27 protein-coding genes and 1 riboswitch are annotated in these 22,096 nt (G+C 60.9%); of the genes, 10 read left to right on the top strand and 17 right to left on the bottom strand.

Annotation, left to right across the window (positions count from 1 at the left end):
- Nucleotides 1-89: 89 nt before the first annotated feature.
- On the top strand, nt 90-650 hold the full coding sequence (locus tag FHS83_RS11800; protein ID WP_167083155.1) for a GNAT family N-acetyltransferase: 561 nt from the start codon (nt 90-92) through the stop codon (nt 648-650).
- Nucleotides 651-712: 62 nt separating this feature from the next.
- Here the strand turns inward: FHS83_RS11800 and FHS83_RS11795 are convergent, their stop codons facing one another.
- From FHS83_RS11795 to FHS83_RS11785, 3 genes are all read right to left on the bottom strand, one after another.
- Nucleotides 713-1,021 carry an energy transducer TonB family protein gene (locus FHS83_RS11795; RefSeq protein WP_167083154.1) on the bottom strand — a complete coding sequence of 103 codons (309 nt, stop codon included), beginning with the start codon at nt 1,019-1,021 and terminating at the stop codon, nt 713-715.
- A gap of 217 nt (nt 1,022-1,238) precedes the next feature.
- Nucleotides 1,239-1,775 carry a histidine phosphatase family protein gene (locus tag FHS83_RS11790; RefSeq protein WP_167083153.1) on the bottom strand — a complete coding sequence of 179 codons (537 nt, stop codon included), beginning with the start codon at nt 1,773-1,775 and terminating at the stop codon, nt 1,239-1,241.
- Complete coding sequence (locus FHS83_RS11785) at nt 1,772-2,182, bottom strand: tellurite resistance TerB family protein (protein WP_167083152.1); 411 nt, start codon at nt 2,180-2,182, stop codon at nt 1,772-1,774. The genes FHS83_RS11790 and FHS83_RS11785 overlap by 4 nt, the downstream gene beginning before the upstream one ends.
- 119 nt (nt 2,183-2,301) lie before the next feature.
- Here FHS83_RS11785 and metZ point away from each other — a divergent pair, with 119 nt between their 5' ends.
- The 3 genes from metZ to folE all read left to right on the top strand — a co-directional run bounded on the left by metZ (nt 2,302) and on the right by folE (nt 4,654).
- On the top strand, nt 2,302-3,501 hold the full coding sequence (gene metZ / locus FHS83_RS11780; protein WP_208414568.1) for an O-succinylhomoserine sulfhydrylase: 1,200 nt from the start codon (nt 2,302-2,304) through the stop codon (nt 3,499-3,501).
- Between the two features lie 83 nt (nt 3,502-3,584).
- Entirely contained in the window at nt 3,585-3,977 is a 393-nt protein-coding gene (gene apaG / locus FHS83_RS11775) for a Co2+/Mg2+ efflux protein ApaG (protein WP_167083150.1), read from the top strand.
- A gap of 62 nt (nt 3,978-4,039) precedes the next feature.
- Nucleotides 4,040-4,654: a GTP cyclohydrolase I FolE gene (folE, locus tag FHS83_RS11770; protein WP_167083149.1), complete on the top strand. Its 615-nt coding sequence runs from the start codon at nt 4,040-4,042 to the stop codon at nt 4,652-4,654.
- Between the two features lie 132 nt (nt 4,655-4,786).
- Here the strand turns inward: folE and hslO are convergent, their stop codons facing one another.
- The 3 genes from hslO to FHS83_RS11755 all read right to left on the bottom strand — a co-directional run bounded on the left by hslO (nt 4,787) and on the right by FHS83_RS11755 (nt 7,927).
- Nucleotides 4,787-5,689 carry an Hsp33 family molecular chaperone HslO gene (gene hslO, locus FHS83_RS11765; RefSeq protein WP_167083148.1) on the bottom strand — a complete coding sequence of 301 codons (903 nt, stop codon included), beginning with the start codon at nt 5,687-5,689 and terminating at the stop codon, nt 4,787-4,789.
- A gap of 118 nt (nt 5,690-5,807) precedes the next feature.
- Nucleotides 5,808-6,734, bottom strand: a complete 927-nt coding sequence (gene argF / locus FHS83_RS11760; protein WP_208414561.1) for an ornithine carbamoyltransferase — start codon at nt 6,732-6,734, stop codon at nt 5,808-5,810.
- 8 nt (nt 6,735-6,742) lie between these two features.
- Complete coding sequence (locus tag FHS83_RS11755; protein ID WP_167083146.1) at nt 6,743-7,927, bottom strand: acetylornithine transaminase; 1,185 nt, start codon at nt 7,925-7,927, stop codon at nt 6,743-6,745.
- 262 nt (nt 7,928-8,189) lie between these two features.
- On the opposite strand from FHS83_RS11755, the gene FHS83_RS11750 reads away from it, so the two are divergent.
- Both FHS83_RS11750 and FHS83_RS11745 read left to right on the top strand, forming a co-directional pair.
- Nucleotides 8,190-8,639, top strand: a complete 450-nt coding sequence (locus tag FHS83_RS11750) for a GcrA family cell cycle regulator (RefSeq protein WP_167083145.1) — start codon at nt 8,190-8,192, stop codon at nt 8,637-8,639.
- A gap of 57 nt (nt 8,640-8,696) precedes the next feature.
- Complete coding sequence (locus FHS83_RS11745) at nt 8,697-8,852, top strand: hypothetical protein (RefSeq protein ID WP_167083144.1); 156 nt, start codon at nt 8,697-8,699, stop codon at nt 8,850-8,852.
- 38 nt (nt 8,853-8,890) lie between these two features.
- Here the strand turns inward: FHS83_RS11745 and phoB are convergent, their stop codons facing one another.
- The 5 genes from phoB to FHS83_RS11720 form a co-directional block, all read right to left on the bottom strand.
- Nucleotides 8,891-9,592, bottom strand: a complete 702-nt coding sequence (gene phoB, locus FHS83_RS11740) for a phosphate regulon transcriptional regulator PhoB (protein WP_167083143.1) — start codon at nt 9,590-9,592, stop codon at nt 8,891-8,893.
- 3 nt (nt 9,593-9,595) lie between these two features.
- Nucleotides 9,596-10,312, bottom strand: coding sequence for a phosphate signaling complex protein PhoU (gene phoU / locus FHS83_RS11735; RefSeq protein WP_167083142.1), 717 nt, complete (start codon nt 10,310-10,312; stop codon nt 9,596-9,598).
- 66 nt (nt 10,313-10,378) lie between these two features.
- Nucleotides 10,379-11,668, bottom strand: coding sequence for an ATP-binding protein (locus FHS83_RS11730; RefSeq protein WP_167083141.1), 1,290 nt, complete (start codon nt 11,666-11,668; stop codon nt 10,379-10,381).
- 155 nt (nt 11,669-11,823) lie between these two features.
- Complete coding sequence (locus FHS83_RS19665; protein WP_167083140.1) at nt 11,824-12,345, bottom strand: methylated-DNA--[protein]-cysteine S-methyltransferase; 522 nt, start codon at nt 12,343-12,345, stop codon at nt 11,824-11,826.
- Nucleotides 12,323-13,780: a DNA-3-methyladenine glycosylase 2 family protein gene (locus tag FHS83_RS11720; protein WP_167083139.1), complete on the bottom strand. Its 1,458-nt coding sequence runs from the start codon at nt 13,778-13,780 to the stop codon at nt 12,323-12,325. Before FHS83_RS11720 ends, FHS83_RS19665 begins: the two co-directional genes overlap by 23 nt.
- 90 nt (nt 13,781-13,870) lie before the next feature.
- A riboswitch (cobalamin riboswitch) is annotated at nt 13,871-14,028 on the top strand.
- A gap of 141 nt (nt 14,029-14,169) precedes the next feature.
- Here FHS83_RS11720 and FHS83_RS11715 point away from each other — a divergent pair.
- A complete protein-coding gene (locus tag FHS83_RS11715) occupies nt 14,170-16,038 on the top strand; it encodes a TonB-dependent receptor plug domain-containing protein (RefSeq protein ID WP_167083138.1) in 1,869 nt (622 codons plus the stop codon).
- 36 nt (nt 16,039-16,074) lie between these two features.
- Here FHS83_RS11715 and FHS83_RS11710 read toward each other — a convergent pair whose 3' ends face one another.
- The 3 genes from FHS83_RS11710 to FHS83_RS11700 form a co-directional block, all read right to left on the bottom strand.
- Nucleotides 16,075-16,914, bottom strand: a complete 840-nt coding sequence (locus FHS83_RS11710; RefSeq protein WP_167083137.1) for a CheR family methyltransferase — start codon at nt 16,912-16,914, stop codon at nt 16,075-16,077.
- 5 nt (nt 16,915-16,919) lie between these two features.
- A complete protein-coding gene (locus FHS83_RS11705) occupies nt 16,920-17,285 on the bottom strand; it encodes a response regulator (protein WP_167083136.1) in 366 nt (121 codons plus the stop codon).
- A gap of 140 nt (nt 17,286-17,425) precedes the next feature.
- On the bottom strand, nt 17,426-18,034 hold the full coding sequence (locus tag FHS83_RS11700; protein WP_167083135.1) for a histidine phosphotransferase family protein: 609 nt from the start codon (nt 18,032-18,034) through the stop codon (nt 17,426-17,428).
- 64 nt (nt 18,035-18,098) lie between these two features.
- Between FHS83_RS11700 and FHS83_RS11695 the strand changes: the two genes are divergently transcribed.
- Nucleotides 18,099-18,314, top strand: a complete 216-nt coding sequence (locus FHS83_RS11695; protein WP_167083134.1) for a DUF3553 domain-containing protein — start codon at nt 18,099-18,101, stop codon at nt 18,312-18,314.
- Nucleotides 18,311-19,108, top strand: coding sequence for a 3'(2'),5'-bisphosphate nucleotidase CysQ (gene cysQ, locus FHS83_RS11690; protein WP_167083133.1), 798 nt, complete (start codon nt 18,311-18,313; stop codon nt 19,106-19,108). Before FHS83_RS11695 ends, cysQ begins: the two co-directional genes overlap by 4 nt.
- A 243-nt stretch (nt 19,109-19,351) precedes the next feature.
- Here cysQ and FHS83_RS11685 read toward each other — a convergent pair whose 3' ends face one another.
- The 3 genes from FHS83_RS11685 to FHS83_RS11675 all read right to left on the bottom strand — a co-directional run bounded on the left by FHS83_RS11685 (nt 19,352) and on the right by FHS83_RS11675 (nt 21,244).
- Nucleotides 19,352-20,377: a fatty acid desaturase gene (locus FHS83_RS11685; RefSeq protein WP_167083132.1), complete on the bottom strand. Its 1,026-nt coding sequence runs from the start codon at nt 20,375-20,377 to the stop codon at nt 19,352-19,354.
- A 68-nt stretch (nt 20,378-20,445) separates the two neighbouring features.
- Nucleotides 20,446-20,850: a bacteriohemerythrin gene (locus FHS83_RS11680; RefSeq protein ID WP_167083131.1), complete on the bottom strand. Its 405-nt coding sequence runs from the start codon at nt 20,848-20,850 to the stop codon at nt 20,446-20,448.
- Nucleotides 20,851-20,956: 106 nt separating this feature from the next.
- Nucleotides 20,957-21,244 carry a hypothetical protein gene (locus FHS83_RS11675; RefSeq protein WP_208414553.1) on the bottom strand — a complete coding sequence of 96 codons (288 nt, stop codon included), beginning with the start codon at nt 21,242-21,244 and terminating at the stop codon, nt 20,957-20,959.
- A gap of 214 nt (nt 21,245-21,458) precedes the next feature.
- Between FHS83_RS11675 and FHS83_RS11670 the strand changes: the two genes are divergently transcribed.
- Nucleotides 21,459-22,034 (top strand): DUF1134 domain-containing protein, encoded by a 576-nt coding sequence (locus tag FHS83_RS11670; protein ID WP_167083130.1) that lies wholly within the window; start codon nt 21,459-21,461, stop codon nt 22,032-22,034.
- Nucleotides 22,035-22,096 lie beyond the last annotated feature (62 nt).

The raw sequence follows: 22,096 nt of genomic DNA, 5'->3' as shown, positions 1-22,096 counted from the left end.
TTTCCGCTAGCTGCTTTCCAAAAGACACATACGCAAAAAACCTGAGCTAATCTCTTGCGGGCTTCGCAACTTCGCGCAAAGCTTTCGATATGAGCAACTTGGCGCTCGAGATCCGGCAGGCGCGGCAGGATGATGCCGCCGATGTCGCGCAGGTCTACATCGACTCCTGGCACGACACTTATCCTGGCGTGTTACCGAATGGATTATTGCGCGCGATGACGCCGAAGGGCCAAACAGCACGCTGGCTGGCCGCCATCCGCGCCCAGGCGCGCGAGAAGGTGCTGGTCGCCGACAGCCATCATGGCATCATTGGCATGGCGAGCCTCGGACCCTCGCGCGATACGGTGCTCGGCTTCGATGGGGAAGTTTACACGCTCTATGTCGACCCCGCCTATTTTGGCCAAGGGGTTGGGCGCGCGCTTCTGAAAGGTGCGTTCGGGACGATGCGCCGGGACGGCATGAGTTCCTGCGTGATATGGGCCCATGCTCGCAATCACGCCCGCTTTTTCTATGAAGCCATGGGCGGCAAGCTGGTGGCGGAACGCAACGCCAAACTGATGGGCGAAGCTTGCCCGGAAACCGCTTACGGCTGGAAAACTTTGGCTGTCGCCGAGCGGGCCAGCGCACATCCGGACATCAGCCAAAAATAGATGAGGCGGCTTTCGCCGCCCCATCACAAAGCTCGTTTTAACGCTCGACCCAGCGGCGCAGCTTAGCCGCGCGGATTGAACTTCACCGGCACGCGGATGGTGCCCGTCTTCGAACCGATCGGCAGAGAGTCCGCGACGCAGATGGCCGCCTTGTCGAAACCGGCGACGGTGGTGGAATTTTCCACGACCTTGCAGTCGGACACTTTACCGTCAGCCGCATTGCATTCCAGCATGACGGTGGCTTCGGTCTTCGGGTTGGCGAACTTGTCGACGCATTTGGTGAAAGCCTCGGCGAGGCCAGCCGCAGGAGCTGCCATAGAGAAAGCCGTCAACGCGGCAACGCCAGCCACAACGCTCTTGAACTTAGTCACGGAAAATCCCCTTACCTTCTGTATTACCCACTTACTCTGGCCTTCATGACCAGCATGTGCGGGAGTACAGCGGCAAAAACTTAAAGAGGAATTTCCCGATTGCGTCGCGAATAAGGACAAATAGGCACGCAAAGAGCATAGATAAGAAAAGCCTAATTCCAGCGGGATAATGCGCGGAATGTGACGCAGAACGCCGCAGGAATTGCGTGTTTTTTGATCACTTTGCCGCAGGAATATCCCGCGGGCGGATGAGGTATTCGATCTCGCCTTCCGACCGTTCCACCGCACTCCACGACTCGATCTCGAATCGGAAAACGCAGGCCGTCGCAGTGGGATATTCACCTTGCAGAATCTGGTGCAGCTTGCGGGTCTGGTAATCGCCCGGCGGCAGCGCCAGGTGACGGGCGCATTCCTCCAGCCCCGGATTATGCCCGACCACAAGCAGAGTCTGACCCGGCTCGCGCACCTGACGGATCAAGTTAACGATGGTCAGCCAGCGGGCGAGGTAAAGATCGTCGAGAACATGCACTGAGGGCGTGGAGCCCCAGGCCGCAAGCGCGATTTCGAGCGTTTCGCGGGTGCGCGCCGCCGAGGAGCACAAGACCACATCCGGCAGCACACCCTCGGCTTTCAAATACGCGGCGACATGGGCGATATCGTCCCGGCCCTTCTCGGCCAGGGCACGCTCATGATCCTCCAGCTCCGCCTCTAGCGGAACAGCCTTGGCGTGCCGCAGGAGGACGAGACGTTTCACGCGGTTTGATACCTTGCACGGGCCCCGCGCTCGAGCGCGGCGGCGACCAGTTTATCGATGCCAAGGGCGCGCCGGATGGTCTCAATGACCCGGATTTCTTCCAGCACGACCTTGCGGTCCGAAAGCGCGACTTCGAGCGCCAGCCAATAGGCGGTTTCCTTCAAGGGATCGGAAAGCGCCTCGTTGATCAGCCCCAAAACGGCCTCAAGCCCTTCATTATCCTGTAGAATGGCTGAGCAATCCTCCACCGTGGCGCGCAATTTATCGCGATCAAAGCCTTTGAAGGCAGGCAAATCGCGGATCAGCGCATCCATCATCACCAGCTCGTCGGCGTGCATGGCGCCATCGGCGGCTGAGACCAGCACCATGACATAGACCAGAGCGGCATGCGAATGGATCGTCTTCATGGCTGGAATCGCTACATAAATTCACCGGTAGTTTTAAGGAACTTGACCCACTCGGGCAAGGCTCGCATGGTCCCGCCCGGGCGCCGTTACGGCGTCTCGTTTGCGCTTTAGGCATGGACATGACGACACATAAGAACTCCCAAGGTTGGCGCCCTCAGACCCTGGCCGTGCGCGGCGGGCAGCTTCGCACCGGTTTTCAGGAGACGGCGGAGACGCTGTTTCTGACCTCTGGCTATGCCTATGAGTGCCCGGAAGAGCCTGAAGCCCGCTTCAAGGGCGAGCAGGATGGCTTCACCTATACGCGCTACGGCAACCCCACCGTGTCGATGTTCGAGGCCCGCATGGCCGCCTTTGAAGGCGCCCCGGTTGCCCGCGCGACGGCGAGCGGCATGGCGGCGGTTTCGGCGGTGTTCCTCTCGGCTTTGCGGGTGGGTGATCATGTCGTCGCGGCCCGCGCCATGTTCGGAGCCTGCCGTTTTGTGGTGGAAGACATCCTCGCCCGCTTCGGCGTTACCTCAACCATCGTGGACGGCACCGATCTCGACCAGTGGCGCAAGGCGGTGACGCCAGCCACCAAATTCTTCTTCCTGGAAACGCCAGCCAATCCGACCCTCGACATCGCCGATCTGCGCGCCATTGCCGAGATCGCGCACAAGGCGGGCGCACGGCTGGTGGTGGACAATGCTTTTGCCAGCCCCGCCTTGCAGCGCCCGATGGATTTCGGCGCCGATATCGTGGTGCATTCCTCGACCAAATATATCGACGGCCAAGGCCGCGCGATGGGCGGTGTCATTCTTTGCGATGAGGAATTCCTCAGCCAGCATTTGCAGACTTACTTGCGCAATACCGGCCCGACCATCAGCCCCTTCAATGCCTGGCTGCATTTGAAGAGCCTGGAAACCTTGAATCTGCGCATGAAAGCCCATTGCGAAAATGCGCTGGCGGTCGCCAATTTCCTGGCCAAGCAGAAGGGCGTCAACCGCGTGCTTTATCCCTTCCGCGATGATCACCCGCAGGTGGAGCTCGCCAAAGCGCAGATGTCGGGCGGCGGCGGCGTTGTGACCTTCGCGCTGGATGGCGGCAAGGAAGAGGCATTCGCGCTTCTGAAAGCCATTCGTTTGATCGATATCTCCAACAATCTCGGCGACGCCAAGAGTCTGATGACCCATCCGGCGACCACGACGCATTGCAAGATGACGCCGGAGGCTCGCGCGCAGCTCGGCATCAGCGACGGAATGCTGCGCATCTCGGTGGGCTTGGAAGATCCCGCAGATCTCTGCGAAGACCTTGAACAGGCGCTGCAAAAAGCCCTTCCCTAGCGAGGGTTTTGCGGCCGGCGTCGTTAACCTCTCCCGCGACTTACGACTTGCGGGAGCAGCAGGCGGCGAGTGATAATCGCGCCATGTACGAGCGTGTCACACGGGGCGTCCGGGTGGCGGTAGAGCCGTCTTACCTGGAAGATCAATCCGATCCGGATGAGGGCCAATTTCTTTGGTCCTATACGGTGATTATCGAAAACAACGGCAGCGAGAGCGTGCAGCTTTTGTCGCGCTATTGGCATATCACCGATGCAGTTGGGCATATTCAGGAAGTGCGCGGCCCCGGCGTGGTCGGCGCCCAGCCCGTGATCGGCCCCGGCCAAACCTTCCAATATACCAGCGGCTGCCCGCTGCCGACCGCCTCAGGCTTCATGGTCGGGCGCTATCAGATGCAATCGGCGTCTGGAGAAGCTTTTGAAGCAGAAATTCCACCCTTCCTGCTTGAAAGTCCGCACGAGCGGCGCCAAGTGCACTAAGATCGAAGTTGATCCAAGGGGAAGACCGCTTCGTTATGCGGGTCACACCCAGAAGGCGCGCCATGTCGGAAAAACGCAAACTGAACCAACCCCGCCCGAGCCGTGAAGAGGCCGAAGCTGCCATCCGCACGCTTCTACGCTGGTCCGGCGATGATCCAGACCGCGAGGGTTTGCGCGATACCCCTGCCCGCGTCGCTCGCGCCTATGAGGATTGGTTCTCGGGTTATAACGAAGATCCGGCGGACTATCTCAGCCGCACCTTTGAAGAGGTGGAAGGCTATGACGACATGGTCGTCTTGAAGGACATCCGCTTCGAGAGCCATTGCGAGCATCACATGGCTCCGATCATCGGCCGCGCCCATATCGGCTATATGCCGAACAATCGCGTGGTCGGCATCTCAAAGCTTGCCCGTGTGGTGGATGTTTTCGCGCGCCGTTTCCAGGTGCAGGAAACCATGAACGCCCAGATCGCCGATTGCATTCAACGCGTCTTGGAACCCAAGGGCGTCGCGGTGGTGATCGAAGCCACCCATCAATGCATGACGACCCGCGGCGTGCATAAGCCCGGCGTGACCATGGTGACGAGCGCCGTGCACGGACATTTCCGCACCAACCCGGCGACGCGGCGCGAGTTCTTCCACGTCATCGGCAACCCGGTGAATAAGCACGAAGGGTAATGTGTCCCGTCATGGCCGGGCACCGGCCATCCATTTGGACGCCACACAGCAGCGCAAATTAGATAGTATCTTGGTTTAGAGACTGGATGGCCGGGTCGGAGCCCGGCCATGACGGCTCAGGAAAAGCGCGCCTTATGAAACCGTCGCTTTTCCGATCTCGTGCACCGTGCCGCAGAATTCGCATTTGGCGCGGATGACACCATCGGGGTCGGCGAGGCCGGAGCGTTCTTCCTCGGTATAGGATTGCAGCACGGCGGCGATGCGTTCGCCCGAGCAATCGCAACGGAAGGCGATTTCCTCGGCGGGCTGCACACGCACTTCTTCCTGATTGAAGAGACGCCACAGCAAGGTCTCGGCGGAGAGCGCAGTGTCGAGGAGTTCGACATCTTCCACCGATCCCGCCAAGGCCGCGAGACGATCCCAATCATCCTCGCCGCGCGCAACGCCCGGGGTCGCCTGAAGCATCAAGCCGCCGACGCGCCATGTGGGTTCCTTCGCACCGGCATGAAACACCGGCGCCGCCGCGAGGCGGATCAGCGTCGGAAGCTGTTCGGACTGCTCGAAATAGGTTTCCGCCGACACTGCGATACCCTTGGGCGAGAGCGGCACGATGCCTTGATAAGTCTGGCCGCCGCGCAAAGGCTCGATGGTGATGGCGAGCGAACCCTCGCCCGCCAGCGCCGCGAAAAGCGGCTTCTCGCCAAGTTCGGCGTTCGCATCATAACGGGCATAGGCGCGCACGCCTTTGGGCTTGTCCTCGGTCGCGCCATAGTAATCGGCGGCGACAAGATCGAGCGGGCCATCGGATTTGGTCTGTGCCGTCAGCCGCCCGTCGAGCTTCAACGCAGTGCCGAGCAGCACCGAGAGGGCCAGCACCTCGCCCGCCACACGCGCAGCGGCTTCCGGCAAAGCATGCACGCTGAGCGCGCGCGCCGACGTCGCGTCGAGCCGCACCAGCCGGCCGCGAATGCCAGCGCCGACTACATCGAAAGGCAGCACGAAATCGCCTGCCGGGGCGTTGATATAGTTTTCCATGATCCGAGGGATATAGGGGTTCGAAGCCAAAATTCAACGCGGGGGCGCCGGGGGCCCTAAACGGCACGGGCGGCAAGCCTATCAGCCTGCCGCCCGGAATGTTACCGTATGGGACCGATCAGATCGCGCCCAGCGTCCAGGCCATGATCGACTTCTGGACATGCAGGCGGTTTTCCGCCTCGTCCCAGACCGCGCTTTGCGGACCATCGATCACGTCATCGGTCACTTCCTCGCCGCGATGGGCCGGCAGGCAGTGCATGAAGAGCGCGTCCTTATTGGCGCGGGCCATCAGCTTGGAATTGACCTGGAAGGGTTTGAGCAGGTTGTGGCGCTTGGTGGAATCCTCATCGCCCATCGACACCCAGGCATCGGAAACGACGCAATCGGCCCCTTCCACCGCGGCTTCGGCATCGCTGCCGAATTCGACCTTGGCACCAACCTTGTGCACCCAGTCGCGCAGAGCCGGACGGGACTGAAGTTCCGGCGGGGCGGCGACGCGCAAGGTAAAGTCGAGCTTGGCGGCGGCGTGAATCCAGGAGGTGCAGACGTTATTGGCGTCGCCGCTCCAGGCCACGGTGCGGCCTTGGATGGAACCGAACTTCTCCTCAAAGGTCAGAATATCGGCCATCACCTGACAGGGATGGGAAAGTTTGGTCAGGCCGTTGATCACCGGCGCGGTGCAGTTGGCCGCGAGATCCATCACCATTTCATGGTCGAGCAAACGGATCATCACCACATCGACATAGCGCGAGAGCACGCGGGCCGTATCGGCGATGGTTTCTTCACGAGCGAGCTGCATCTGGCTGCCGGTCAGCATGATGGTGGTGCCGCCGAGCTGGCGCATGCCGACATCGAAAGAGATGCGGGTGCGGGTAGACTGCTTGTCGAAGATCATCGCAAGAATGCGGCCCTCGAGCGGCTTATCGGCATCGGGAACGCCCTTGGGCAAGCCCTTGCGCGCATCCTTGCGGGACTTTGCGTCGTTCAGAATGGCCCGGAGGCTGGCAGCATCGTGGTCGGCGATATCAATGAAGTCGGTCTTCATGGCGCGGCTCATTTCGCGTTGGATTCAAATGTTTTGGCGGCGGCGGAGAGCTTTTCCACGGCCTCGCGGACGTGGGCTTCCTCGATGATCAGCGGCGGCAGGAGGCGGATGACGTTGTCGCCAGCCCCAACCAGCAAGAGATGCTGCTCTTTGCGCGCCACAGCGACGAACTCGGTGTTCGGCACTTTCATCTTGAGGCCGAGGAGCAAACCCTGCCCACGCACTTCTTCGAACACGGTAGGATGGTCGGCGAGAAGCTGGCCAAGCTGCTGCTGCAGGTAATTGGCGATCTTGACGACATGGGGCAGGAAATCGGGTTCCAGCACCATTTCAAGCGCTTCCTTAGCAACCGCCATGGCGAGCGGATTGCCGCCATAGGTCGTGCCGTGGGTGCCCGCCGTCATGCCCTTGGCCGCTTCAGCGGTGGCAAGGCAGGCGCCAACGGGGAAGCCGCCGCCAATCGCTTTGGCAATCGGCATGATATCCGGCGTGATGCCGTGCCATTCATAGGCAAAGAGCTTGCCGGTACGGCCGACGCCGCACTGCACTTCGTCGAAAATCAGAAGCAAGCCGTTATCGTCGCAAAGCTTGCGCAGGCCCTTCAGATATTCGCTGGTCAGAACGCGCACGCCGCCCTCGCCCTGGATGGGCTCGATGAGGATGGCGGCGGTTTCGGGACCGATGGCCGCCTTCACAGCTTCGATATCGCCCGGCGGAATGGTGTCGAAACCTTCCACCTTGGGGCCGAAGCCTTCGAGGTATTTGGGATTACCGCCGGCCGCGATGGCAGCCATGGTACGGCCATGGAAAGCGCCTTCGAAGCAGATAATCCGGAACTTCTCCGGATGGCCGCTGACGAACTGGTAGCGGCGCGCCATCTTCCAGGCGAGTTCGCAGGCTTCCACACCAGAATTGGTGAAGAAGCAGGTGTCGGCGAAGGTTACCTCGGTGAGTCGCTTGGACAGCGCCTCCTGCCCGGGCACGCGGAAGAGGTTCGAGGTGTGCCAAAGCTTGCCCGCCTGCTCAGTGAGCGCGGCGACCAGCCGGGGATTGGCATGACCGAAGGCGTTGACCGCAATTCCCGCCGTGAAATCGAGATATCGCTGCCCATCCTCGGCGAAAAGGTAAGGCCCTTCGCCCCGGACGAAAGCGACTTCCGTCCGATTGTAGGTTGGCAGCAATGACGGGAACACGTTGACCTCCAAGGTTACGAGATTTGTGGATAAGACGAGGGGCTTTAACTGCTTTGGTTCCCCGTCACAAGCAAAGTCACGTCGCAAGGCGCCCCAAGGGCACGCACGTCGTTGGAATCGCACAAATATTTTTTGCCCACAGGAGCTTTTGCAGGCCGAGTCGGATTCTGTGGACGAACACCTAGTGGTTAAGCCCCATGCCTTGTGCGGCCAAGATCAGCCGCTACGATAGGTGGTGGCAGATGGCCGAAAGGAGTGCCGCATGACGCAGGCCAATTGGACGGATGACCGGGTTGAACAGCTGAAGAGCCTCTGGACAGAGGGGCTGTCCGCCAGCCAGATCGCCCGCGCCCTGGGCGGGGTGACCCGCAACGCCGTGATCGGCAAAGTTCACAGACTCGGCCTGGCGGGCCGTGCTTCCCCCTCGCGCGTGGAACGCCCGCGCCTGCCGGTGACGCCGCGGGTCAATATCCGCCCGCACATCCCCCCGGCGCCGATCGTGGAAGAAGATCCGCTGCAGCTCGACGACGGCAACTTCGCCACCGTGCTGACGATCAACGACCGTATGTGCCGCTGGCCGATCGGCGATCCTTCCGACAACGAGTTCCACTTCTGCGGCCGCAAGCCGAAGAACGGCTCGCCTTATTGCGAAGCGCATGCCCGCAAGGCCTACCAGCCGCAGCAGCAGCGCCGCGACAAGATCGCGAGCTAAAAGACGAGCGGAGAAATTCCGCAAACATAGCGCGCGAGATGTGATAGTCTCGCGCGCATGAAAAATGCTCCGAAAAAGACCAAGAAGACCGTACCCGTCAGCGCGGCCCCCAAAGGCGCGGAGAAGAAGCCTGTGGTTAAGGCTGAGCCGCTGCCGGTGGATCCGCTGCGGAACCTCCTGCGCGGCACCTATGTGCATAAGGTTTGCGGCTAAGCGCGACCTTAGCTTCGCGACAAGCGCCCGCCCCGCCTTTAGGCGGCTGCTGCGGGCGTATCTTCCAGCGCGTAGCCGGCCGAGCGCACCGTGCGGATCGGATCAGCCGTGCCATCGATATTGAGGGCCTTGCGCAGACGCCCGACATGGACGTCCACCGTGCGCGCCTCGACATAGACATCCGAGCCCCACACCGCATCCAAAAGCTGCTCGCGCGAGAAGACGCGGCCCGGATGCTGGATGAGATGATCGAGCAGCTTGTACTCAGTCGGACCGAGATGAACTTCCTTGCCCGCACGGCGCACACGATGCGCGGCGCGATCCATTTCGATATCACCGACAGTGACGACGTCTTCAGCCAGGCTGGGACGGATGCGACGCATCACAGCGCGCAGCCGCGCCAGAAGCTCCATCATCGAGAAGGGCTTGGTGAGATAATCGTCCGCGCCGGTATCAAGCCCACGGATGCGGTCGGTTTCCTCGCCGCGCGCCGTCAGCATGATGATCGGCACATTGCGGGTTTCCTGGCGGCTGCGCAGACGGCGGCAGACCTCGATCCCCGATAATTGCGGCAGCATCCAATCGAGGAGAACGAGGTCCGGCTTCTCTTCTGCAGCGACCAGGAGGGCTTCCTCGCCATCCATCGCTTCCAACACCCGGTATCCCTCGCGCTCCAGATTGTATCGGAGCAGGGTGACAAGGGCGCTTTCGTCCTCGGCAACGAGCACCGACGGCTTCATGGCTTAATCCTTCTTTTCAATGCGGATAGCAGTGGTCGCGGTCAGATCGCTTTTGGGACGATCGATGGCGAGATGGCCACCCGTGACCATGTGATAAACGACTTCGGCGATGTTGGTGCAGTGATCGCCCGTACGTTCGATATTCTTGGCGATGAAGAGGAAATGCGTGCACAGGCCGATCGTGCGCGGGTCTTCCATCATGTAGGTGAGGAGCTCGCGGAAAAGGCTGTTGTACATCTCATCGATTTCGCCGTCCTGCTTCCAGACCTGCTCGGCGGTGTCGGCGTCGCGATCCGAATAGGCATCCAGCACCAGCTTGAGCTGGGCGAGCGCCTGCCCGCCCATACGCGCCAGGCTCTGCGCCAGACGAATCGGCGGTTCACGATTGAGGACGATAGCGCGCTTGGCGATGTTCTTGGCGAGGTCGCCGATGCGTTCAAGTTCGCCCGCAATCTTGATCGCGGCGAGGGTTTCGCGCAGATCGACCGCCATCGGCTGGCGCAGCGCCAGAACCTTCAGCGCATGTTCTTCGATAACCTGCTGCAGCTCATCGATCTTGCGATCAGAACCAACAACCTGTTCAGCCCGCGCGGTATCGCGCTTGGCGATGGAATCAATCGAGTCCGCAAGCTGCGCCTCGGCCAGCCCGCCCATTTGGGCGACAGACGATGCAAGAGCCTCGAGCTGCTCGGTGAAGGACTTTACGGTATGTTCCGCCATGACGCCTGCCCACTTCCTCGTTGCCGACACCATTCACACCGACAACGCAATCGGTATGCGATGTTTTTATAACAGTTCCGTGACAGACGCATCTGTCTGCTTTTTTAGGGCCGGAAGGGTGATGGTAAACGTCGATCCTTCGCCCACACGACTCTCAATTTGCATCTTGCCGTTGTGCCGGTTGACGATGTGCTTGACGATGGCAAGCCCAAGCCCCGTACCGCCGCGCTCCCGGCTGCGCTTCACATCTACCCGGTAAAAGCGCTCCGTCAGGCGCGGAATCGCCTCCGCCGGAATGCCTTCGCCATCATCCTTGACGCTGGCGATCACGAAAGCCTCGGGCCCCCGTCGGCCGGTCGCGGCCTGCTGCTTCAGCGCGATTTTCACCTCGCCCCGCTCGCGGCCATATTTGATCGCGTTGTGGATAAGGTTCTGGAAGAGCTGCACAAGCTCGTCGCGCTCGCCGCTGATACGCGGAAGATCGGGCGCGGCCTCCACAACGATGCTGATTCCATCGGCCTTGGCGAGCGGCGAGAGCGCCGCCGAAGCTTGCCGGATGACCTCCTCTAAGGCCACCTCCCCGCGCGGCGGAACGTGCTCGTTGAGCTCGATACGGGTAAGCGAGAGAAGGTCTTCGATCAGGCGGCGCATGCGCTCAGCCTCGACCGCCATGATGTCGAGGAACTTTTCGCGCGCCTCTTCATCGTCGCGCGCAGGCCCCTTCAACGTCTCGATAAAGCCCGCCACCGCGGCCAGCGGGGTGCGCAACTCGTGGCTGGCGTTGGCGATGAAATCCACGCGCATCTGCTCCGTGCGCTTAATCGAGGTCAGATCGTGCATCAGAAGCATGATGATCGAAGGTTCCGTTGAAACGCGGGCAGTAAAGGCTTGATAATTGCGCTCAATCGGAACGCGGACGACAAAATCCACCGAGCCGGGCTCGCCGGTCTGGCTGGTGCGGGCGAGCGCCTCGAGAATCGACGGATTGCGCAACACGGCAGAGATATGCTTGCGCTCAATACCGACACCAATCACGTCGCGCATGGCGCGGTTGGCGAAGAACACCCGGTCGCCGCCATTGACCAGCATCAAGGGATCGGGGAGCCGCTCCAGCATCTCCCGCGACAGGGGCGGCAGGACATGCAGATCATTCTGGGCGGGCACTTCCACCACTGTCTTGGGCGGCTGACGTTCGCCGATCCCCGCCGACAATGCCGCTGCGGCCACTACGACCGCACACCCGATCAGAATATGCGAACCGAAATAGGCATAGATGATCGCCCCGATAAGCAGCGAGGCTGCCACGGCCCAAAACACACGCCGGAGCGTGATCCAAACGGCGGCATCCTTAGCCATTCCGTACACCGCATATCGATTCGCGTTTTCCGATATCATAGACGCAATTTGGCCATGAACTGCGACGGTTCGGTAACGGTGATGGCCAATTGCGCGGCTAAATGACAGAGGGACGCATAAGGATTAACCGCTAGCGGTTAATCGTGTAAGCGGGATTACAGTTTTTGTGCAAATAGACCAATGCCTGTGAATTGTGCTTCATGTCTCAACAGCCATCGCTTGCGTTCGAGTCCACCGCCATAACCGGTCAGAGACCCGCTGCTGCCGATAACACGATGACAAGGGACCGCGAGCGCGATGGGATTGGCGCCATTGGCGAGCCCCACAGCGCGCACCGCATTCGCTTTACCGATTCGCTGGGCGAGCGCGCCATAGCTTAGGGTCTGGCCCGCGGGAATGGTGCGCAGGGCTTGCCAAACCTCCATCTGAAAATCGGTGCCGCGCACCCCGATGGCGAGCCTGTCGAGCCGCGTCACCTCTCCGGCGAAATAGGCCGTGAAGGCATCGCGCAGGCCGAAGGGGTTGGGTTGGTCCATGATGTCGCCGCCGGAAAAGGCTTTTTGCCAGCGCGCGCCCTCATACCAACCAAAGAGAAGCAAGCGCCCCTCTTGATCGCAAACGAGGTGGGATGGGCCTAAAGGCGTGTCGAAGGCGTCATGATAAAGCACGGTCTGCATCCTGAGCCCAAAGATGCTGGGCGGCATAGGCCCGCCAGGGCCGCCAATTCTCCGCCCGCGCTAATAGGGCGGAGGGCGCTGGCCGCGCACCACCTTCCTCCATCGCCCTGAGAAGCGCGAGGTCCGCGGCGGGAAAGGCATCGCTGTCGCGCAGCGCGCGTAGGGCCCAGTACTGCGCCGTCCACGGACCGAAGCCCGGCAACTGCGTGAGCCGCGCGATGACGGTTTCGAAGGCGCCGTGCACATCCAGAAGACGCGGATCGGCGTTCGCCGCATCGGCCAATGCGGATAATGCCTTCTTTCGGGCGTTGGGCATGCCGAAGCTGGAAAGATCGGCCGCGGCGAGGCGCACGGCGTCTGGAAAGATCGCCTTCAGCCGCTCGTCGCCTGTGATGTCGGGCGTCAGTATGGGAGAGGTCAGCGCCACCAGCTTGCAGGCCAGTTTGCGCGCCGCAGCCACGCTCACCTGCTGACCAAGAATGGCGCGCACGGCAAGTTCGAACGCGTCCCAAGTGCCCGGCGTGCGCAAACCCGGCCGTTTGGCGATCAGCGGCGCGAGATGGGCATCCGCCGAAAGATGCGCGCCGATAGCGGCAACATCCGCATCAAGATCGAAGAGGCGCCGCAACCGCCCAACAATCGCGAGCAAGTGGCGCGGCTCGGCGAAGCGGATAGCTGCAACAAGATGCCCCTTCCCTGGCCGCACCTCGATGGCACCCATATGCCCATGAAGCGAGATGGTGCGGGCGTAGCGCGAGGGCTCGGCGATCTCGACACCATCTACCGCACGCCCGCCCAAAAACGCGATCATCTGATCCCAATCATAAGGCGCGCGATAGCCGAGCTTGACGGTGATCGCACCTATCGCGGCTTTGCGCGCCCTAAGCTCGCTTGGGCTTTTGCCATAGAGTTTGCGGAACGCATCATTGAAACGCCGGACAGAGCCGAAGCCTGAGGCTTCCGCGATTTCGCTCATTGATAGAGCAGTGTCTTGAATAAGCTGCTTGGCGAAAAGGATACGGCGTGTCTGCGCCACGACCACCGGTGAGGCGCCGAGATGTTTCTCGAACAAACGGCGCAATTGGCGTTCGCCAACACCAAGCCTGTCGGCGAGTTCTGCGATATTCGCCTCACTATCCAAATGACCTTCGGCGATCAGCGCAAGCGCGCGCGATACGGTATTGGAGGTCCCGCGCCAGGCAGCAGCATCGGGCGAGATTTCCGGGCGACAGCGCAGGCAGGGACGAAAGCCTGCTTCTTGAGCGGCAGCAGCACTCGGAAAGAAGCGGCAATTCTCTGGCTTTGCGGTGCGGGCCGGGCAGATCGGGCGGCAGTAGATGCCGGTAGACGTAATCGCCACAAACAAACGTCCGTCGAAGCGCGCATCGCGGCTCGCCAAGGCCCGGTAGCAGATGTCGAAAGGTGGCATATCCATGGCGGCCATCATGGCGCAAAAGACACGCCTCGTCTGGCCATTTTCGGACGTCTACGTCCGGCGGTTGACCCCAGGGCCAAAAGCGGTCTAGCAGTGCCCCAGGTGTCAGGTTTAGGGAACGCGAAAGCGGCTGCCCCCGCAACTGTGCCCGGCGAGAACGCTTCCAAACGCCACTGGGATATCCCGGGAAGGCGGAAGCGGACGAAGACCCGGAAAGCCAGGAGACCTGCCTGATGCTGTCGTCCTGTTTCCGGCCGGGGTGCGCCGAAAACTGCGGGGGAAACCGTCGCGACGACAGTATTGGAGTCGTCGCGGGAAGTATGATCCATCTTTGGAGTTCATGCGGGATATCCCGCGTGCCGGCTCTTGGCGCAAACCAGGAGAACGTCATGCGTAAACTACTTTTATCATCCGCTGCTGTGATGAGCCTTGCCTCGGCTGCGGGCGCTGAAACCATCGTCGTCAGTGCCACACGCACGCCCGAGCCTGCCGCCGTCACCGGCGCCAGCATTTCGGTGATCAGCGCATCCGATCTTGAAGCCCGTCAAACCGTCATTCTGTCGGACGCTCTGGCGACCGCGCCGGGCGTGACCGTGATCCGCAATGGCGGTGTCGGCCAGACCACCTCGGTCCTGCTGCGTGGCGCCGAAGTCGGCCAGTCCGTGGTGCTCGTGGATGGCGTGCGCATCAATGATCCCTCTGCCCCGACCGGCCAGGCCTTGATGGGTGACGTGCTCGCCAATGGTCTTGAGCGCGTGGAAGTGCTGCGCGGCCCGCAATCGACGCTGTATGGCAGCGATGCCATCGGCGGCGTCATCAGCCTCGTCACCGCGCGTGGCGGAGAAAACAAGGCGACGCTGACGGCGGAAGCCGGTTCGCTCGACACCGTGCATGTGAACGCCGCGGCCAGGGGCAGCTATTCCACGCTTGATTTCGGCGCGGCAGCGAATTTCTACACTACCAACAGCGTCTCGGCTGCCGACAGCCGCAATGGCAATTCGGAAGCGGACGGCTATCATCACTTCGGCGCCACCGGCAATCTGCGCTGGCACGCGACTGAGGAAGTGAGCGTTGACGCGCGCGTCTATTACACCCGTGCGCGTGACAGCTTCGATGGCTTCCCGCCGCCGAACTACACCCTTGCCGATACGCATCAATACGGCACCAATGAACTTCTGGCGCTCTATGGCGGCGTGAATGGCGATTTCTTGAACGGTCGTTTCACCAATCGTCTGTCCATCAGCCGCAGCGACAGCGACCGCAAGACCTTTGACACCGTGCAGGATTTCTACGGCAAAGGCGGCACCACCAGCATCGAATATCAGGGCGGCTATAAGCTGAACCAGACCGATGTCGTTACCTTCGGCTATGAGCATGAACGCACCAGCTTCGCCCAGAAGGGCCAGTATGATGCGGCAGCGATCGGCGGTGCGGTGCGCGTCGATGGCGTCTATGGCCAGCTTCAGGTTTCTCCGCTCTCGAACCTGACGGTTACGGTCGGCACCCGCTACAGCCATAATAGCCAGTTCGGCGATCACACCTCTTACAAGGCCAATGTCGCCTATCAACTGGCGGAAGGCACCACGCTGCGCGCCAATATCGGCGACGGCTTCAAGGCCCCGGCGCTGTATCAGCTCTATTCGCCCTACTCCAACCCGGTGACCCAGCTGAAGCCGGAACTGGCGACGGGCTGGGAAGCGGGCATCGATCAGGCCGTCGGCGGCTGGGTGGTTTCGGCGACCTATTTCTCGCGCGCCACGACCAACCAGATCGATTTCTTCTCCTGCTGGGGCGTTACCTCCACCGCCTGCTCGCTGCGCGCCAATGAAGGCGGCTATTACTACAACGTAGCGCGTTCGCTGGCGAAGGGCATCGAAGTGGAAGCCTCTGGCGAGATCGTGGAGGGCCTGAAGGCCAGCCTCAGCTACACCAACCTCACCAACCTCAACCAGATCACCCGCCTGCAACTGGCGCGCCGCCCGCATGATAGCGTGAGCGGCACGCTCACCTGGCAGGCACTCAGCGATCTGTCGCTCGGCACCTCGCTGACCTATGTCGGCAGCCGCTTCGACGATGCCGGCCACTTCACCAAGCTCAAGGATCGCGCTGAACTCGGCTTCTTCGCCAACTACAGCCTGGCCAAGGGTCTCGAACTGTTCGGGCGGGTTGAGAACGTGACGGATAACCGTGATGAACTGACCGGTGGCTACGGCACCATCGGGCGCACCTTCACGGCAGGTATTCGCGCGAAAATCTGATGATATAGGGTGGCGCGCGTTCTTAAGGGACGCGCGCTAGCCCGCGATACGGCGCCGGAACGGCACAGGCCGGGTTCGATAGAACAGGCCTGGCGCATGCTCGGCCGGAACATAGCCGAGTTCGTAGCCCACGAGCGACTCGGCAGGTCCGACCAGCAAGGCACCATCCGGCGCCAATATCTCGCTGATGCGATCGAGCACCGAGAACCGCGTCTTGGGTTCGAAATACATCAGCACATTGCGGCAGAAGACGACGTCGCAATCCGGCAACCAGCCGAATGAATCAAGCAGATTAAAGGTGCGGAAGTTCACCATCCGCCGCAGCTTGTCGGAGATGCGCCAGCGCTCGTCTTCCTTGGTGAAGTGGCTGGCGAGGCGGCGGATGGGAAGGCCACGCTGCACTTCAATCTGCGAATAGACGCCTTCCTGGGCGCGCGCCACCATCTCGGTATTGATGTCGGTCGCGATCAGCGTGATCTGCCAACCTTGTTCGATGAGGCCGACATCATCCAAAAGCATGGCGATGGAATATGGCTCCTGCCCGGCCGCGCACGCCGCGCACCAGATGCGGAGCTGCTTGGTCTCGGCCCGCTCTTCCATCAAATTGGGCAGAACGATATCGCGAAATTCCTCGAAGGTGCGGCGGTCGCGGAAGAAGGCCGAATCGTTGGTGGTCATCGCCTCGATCACCGCCTGCACAAGCGCCTCGTGACCGTAATGCAGTTCCTTCAGAAGCGAGCCGGCATCGCGAAAGCCGAAGCGGCGGATCACCGGCGCCAGCCGCGTTTCGATCATGCTGGTCTTTTTCTCAGCCAGCACAATGCCGGTACGGCGGCGCAGGACATTGGCGAGATAAGCGAGATCAGCCCCGTTCATGGTGATTAGACAAGCCCCATTTCCGCGAGCTTGGTCGCCAGTATTTTCCGGTCATAGGGCTTCACGATATAGTCGCCAGCGCCTGCGTTGACGGCTTCGCTGATATTGGCCGGATCATTCTCGGTGGTGCAGAACAACACCGCCGGACGGCGGCCGAAAATCTCGTGATTCAAGGCGCGCAAAAATTCGACGCCGCTCATCGACGGCATCTGCCAATCGACCAGGATCACATCGGGCATCTGACGGCGGCAGGCAACAAGCGCCTGCGCACCATTCTCGGCTTCCTCGGTCTCAAACGACAGTTCCTTCAGAATCGCGCAAGCGACCTTACGGATCACACGGCTATCATCGACCACGAGGCAGGTTTTCATAGAACAAGCCAATCCCTTACTGAACCGAACCTAGCGCGTGAAAGTAAATGGCCGCTTTATTCCGGCCCCTAAAGCATCGGACTTTAAATTCGCTTCGCGGCTGCCATTAGCTTGAGGCGAACTTAAAGTCTAAACTTGCTTTAGCCGGCAACGATTTCCACGAAGCCTTCTTTCAGCGTGATGGTCAGGCCGGCATTGACGCCCCGGGCAAGACGATAGGTCAGGATCGGCTGCACCCCGCGCGCATCCGGCTCCAAGGCCTCGCCGTGCAGAGCCTTTGCGACATCTTCCGATATGCGCACGCCGGTGCCTTCCGCGGTAATGGTGAAGCCTGGGGCTCCTTCGGGGGTGGAGATGCGGATCAGCCCACCACGCGGCAGGCAATCGGCCGCGATCAGCGCCGCATTCATCAGAAGCTTGGCCCAATCCTTCGGCCAATGGGCATGGGAGGGCTCCCATTCCACGCTGAGACGCCCGCCCGAGAGCAGGCCCGTGACCAGCCGCCCGACTTCGCCGAGGTCGAGTTCGGCCCCCGCCGAGCCCGCCGCGCCGAAGGCTATACGCATGAATTGCAACCGCGCCAAAGCCTGGGCCGCGCTCGAAGTCACGATCTTCAGGGCATCGGCCCGCATGGCGGCATCGCGTTCATCTTCCAGCACTTCCAAGCCGTTGACGACGGCGCCTAGGGGCCCAACGAGGTCGTGGCAGACCCGGCTGACGAGAAAAGCGGAGAATTCGATATCGTTCATGGTAGCCCTGGTTGTCGGGGTTTAGAAATGGTTATCGTCCCCTTTACCGCTTAAGGAAAGCTTAATGGGTTCGAATTTGCCCCCCGTGTTTCTGGCCCCCGGCGACTGGGTTCGGCTGCCTGCGGCACCGGCATGGGGAACCGGTCAAGTCCAGTCGGTGGTGGGGACCAAAGTGACTGTGAATTTCGAGCATGGGGGCAAACAGGTGATCCATACCGATGTCAGCCCCCTCGAACTCTCCCCCGCAGACGGGTTACACTTAGGCGAGGAGACACCATGACCGATAATCACGCCCACGCCTCTTCACCCATGCTCCGGGCGCTCGCCCGCATCGCCTATGACGCCGGGGCCATCATCCTGGAGCACTACACCGACGAGATCACGGCGACCCGCAAAGAGGACATGTCGCCGGTGACGGCCGCGGACGTGGATGCCGAGCGCTTTATCCTGAAACGGCTGGCCCAGCTCGCCCCCGACGTGCCGGTGGTGGCCGAAGAAGAAGTGGCGGCAGGACGGACCCCGAAAGTGGGCAAGCGGTTCTTCCTGGTCGATCCCCTCGACGGCACCAAGGAGTTCGTCAACAAGAATGGCGAGTTCACGGTCAATATCGCCGAAATCGTGGAAGGCAAGCCCGTGCGCGGCGTGGTTTATGCCCCGGCCAAGGAGCGCATCTTCTTCGGCGAGAGCCTTTCGGGCGCCTTCGCCATGACCTGCCCGCCCGGCGGCGCGCCGGACTTCGCCGAAGCCCATCCCATCACCGTGCGTCAGCCCGGCAAGGATGGGCTGGTGGCCGCCATCTCCCGCTCTCATAACGACGGCAAGACCGCCGAATATCTTGGCGCCTATCAGATCAAGAATTTCGTGGTGGCAGGTTCCTCGCTGAAATTCTGCCTGATCGCGGCGGGCGAAGCGGATATCTATCCCCGCCATGGCCGCACCATGGAATGGGATACGGCGGCGGGCCATGCCGTGCTTGCGGCCGCAGGCGGCGCGGTCACGACGGTGGAAGGCAAGCCCTTCCTCTATGGCAAGCCAGGCTTCGCGAACCCGCATTTCATCGCCAAAGGGCTCTGAAGCCGGATTCAAAAAAGTTGAAAACAAATCCGGGATTTTCCCGGTAAGCTATTGTGTTCACTCAAAAATCGCCTTGCGAAAACCAGATGGCGATGCGTGCAATATAATTGTTCGAGTGATTTCCCCCCTTAAGGATGGGAGGAAGGCGGCTCATTTCCCGGCGCGGTCAAACAGCCTTTCTCATATGGGAAGGCGCGGGCTCTGCGCCAAGCGCGGCAGAGGCGATTTCATCTGCCGGCCAGATTACCGCCACCCGGCCCGCATTAGGCGCCAAGTGAGACGCAAGAGCCCCGCGTAATTGGCGCGGTGATACTCCGAACCGTCAGGCAGCGCCGCGATGAGCCTACGATGCGCTTTTGGCAGTGCGTGATAGGGAATGCCGGGCAAGAGATGGTGCAGCGCGTGATAGCGCAAGCCCACCGGCGCCCAGAGCTCCGGCAGAAAGCCGCCCGGCACATTCACGCTGTCGAGATATTGCGCAGTGATGGTCATCTGCCCGCCGTCATTCTCCCAAAGATGGGCGACCAGCGTGCGCAGTTGATTGAGGAAGGCGACGGCAGACACAACGCCCAGCAGCACTATCCATTGGCTGGGCGCGATGACGCCAGTGACCGCAAGCGTGATCGCCGTGATGGCCCAAAGCGAGGCCGCGGCTTCCCAGAAAATCCAATCACGCCCTTCTGGCGGCTTTCGTTTGAAAGTCGGCGAGATCGTCATCGCGGAAGCCTGCGCCACGACGATCTTGCGAAGACCAGGCACGACAAGGCTGAGCGGCGCGAGGATCGCAAAGCGCAAGAGCAAGGCGAGCGGCGCCAAAAGCGAGACCAGGAGAAATAGCGGGACACTGAACGGCCCCATATGGGCGAGCGGCAGGTATTCAGGATCTTCTTCGGTGCCATAGCGTGTCTTGGCGTGATGCAGGCTATGCACACCTTCATAGAGAAAGGACGGCAAAAGCAGCGGCACGCCGATGAGAAGATTCCAGGCGATGCGAAACCCGGGCAAGGCCCCAGCTTTGATATGCGTTAGTTCGTGAATGAAACTAATGCAGCGATAAAGCGCCAGCACTGCAACAACGCCCGCGCCAAGCTTCAGCAATGGCGGTTCCGACAGTATCAGTACGGCAAGCGCGCCGTAGCCGATGCTGACAGACGCCACGAGATCGCACCAATAAATGAACGGATTCGGCGCTTGTAGATCGCGGCTTTCGCGCGCGGCAGCCTGGATAAGATCACCCGACACATATTCGGTGACAGTTTCCACGCGCACTCCTGTTTCCCATCAGGCGCAAAGCTAGTGCATCGTATGGGCAAACCGCAAGCAGAGGCACCAGAGGGCTAGAAATTTCCACGCGTGTTCAGATAGGCGCAGGCAGCCTTATCCTCTCGCATGATGTGGTCGGTCAGCCATTGTTTCAACACATGCAAAAGATCGAGCGCGAGGCAGAGATCCTTGTCCGGGCGCGCTGCAAATTGCGCGATGTGACGGCGCAACTTGTCATGTTCACCTTTATGACGAACGGCCCCAGGGTAGTCGGCTTCCGTGAAGAGCTTTTCCTCATAGGCGCAATGCAGATCGACATAGGAAGCCAGATCGTCAACTAGCCCATCGAGTGCCGCGATGGCCTCGCGCCGCAAGGCGATGCCGTAGAGTTTGTTGATGGTGGCGAGCAGGATTTCGTGCTGGCTATCCAGCTCAGCGACGCCCACGAGCCATTTATCATTGAATTGCATCAATGGCATGTATTTCTTACACTTGTTATCACGAGCAGTTAAGGCCTTACTCGTGAAAGGAGAATGAACGCTCCGGGAAAGTTTCTCCCCCTGCGTCCTTTGGTGTCGCCTCTCCTCAGCGGTCGAAATTATGCCGGCTCGAATAAAACATAAGCGCCATCAAGCCGATGCCAACGGCCAAGGTCAGCAGAACGCCGAGGCTGAGAAATAGCCAGCCGGAAAGGCTCATCGGCACCGGGCCGAGTTGCTCTGACGTATCGACGGCATACAGAACCGCTCCCGCGAGAATGAGTGCGAGCGCAACCATTGCGACCCAGCCTGCCCTGCCGAGCCCCTTTTTGCTCACAGGGGGACTAAAGGCCTTAGGCGTGCCGGACTCGGTTCTGATGGGCTTTTCCTGCATAGCGCTCCGCATGACGGGGATTTAATGGCTTCCCTCAACGTCAAACGCACAGGTCCACCACCGAGTTGCCAAAATTGGCCGTTTCAGTCGTAGCGGGCCGGTTGGCGGCGGCATAGCGAAACCCCAGATTTTGGGGGAGGATAACCGCAAATCGATTCGCCCGTTTCGAGTAGAAGTTTTGCGAGGCGGCAGTTTTATTCAAAGGGAGTAGCCGATGAAAAGGCGAGAGCTGATTTTGGGGGCGTTGGCCTCTGGTGCTACCGGGCTTATCACCGTTCCCGCATTGGCCGATGAATCGGGCGATGACGATACCTTTACCGAAAACGAAATCACCCGCTCTGCAGCGGACTTTTTTGGCATCGCCACGGAAAGCGTCGCCAAGGCCGTGCAGCGCGTCTTCCGCGACCAGGGCCGCCCCGATGCTTATATCAAGGGCGATGAAGGTTCGGGCGCTTTCGTGGTGGGCCTGCGCTATGGCTCCGGCTGGCTGATCCGCAAGAACCATGAGCCGAAGAAAACCTATTGGCGCGGGCCGTCTGTCGGCTTCGATGTCGGCGGCAATGCCTCCAAGGTTTTCACCCTGGTCTATAACCTGAAGCGCGAAGAGCGCCTCTATCAGCGCTTCCCAGGCGTGGAAGGCTCTTACTATTTCATCGCCGGGATCGGCGTTCTCTATATGCGCTCGGGTGGCGTCACGCTTGCTCCCATGCGCACCGGCGTCGGCCTGCGCGCAGGCGTGAACGCGCAATACCAGGAATACACCGAGAAGCGGGACTGGTTCCCCTTCTAGGCGCGCTACACCCATCGCATACAAAAAAGGGGCCCGGTTCGCCGGGCCCCTTATCTTTTGGC

It is taken from the genome of Rhizomicrobium palustre (genome assembly GCF_011761565.1).
GTDB lineage: Bacteria > Pseudomonadota > Alphaproteobacteria > Micropepsales > Micropepsaceae > Rhizomicrobium > Rhizomicrobium palustre.
Note: the sequence above shows the minus strand (reverse complement) of the source record. Positions and strands in the feature narration are given on the sequence as shown.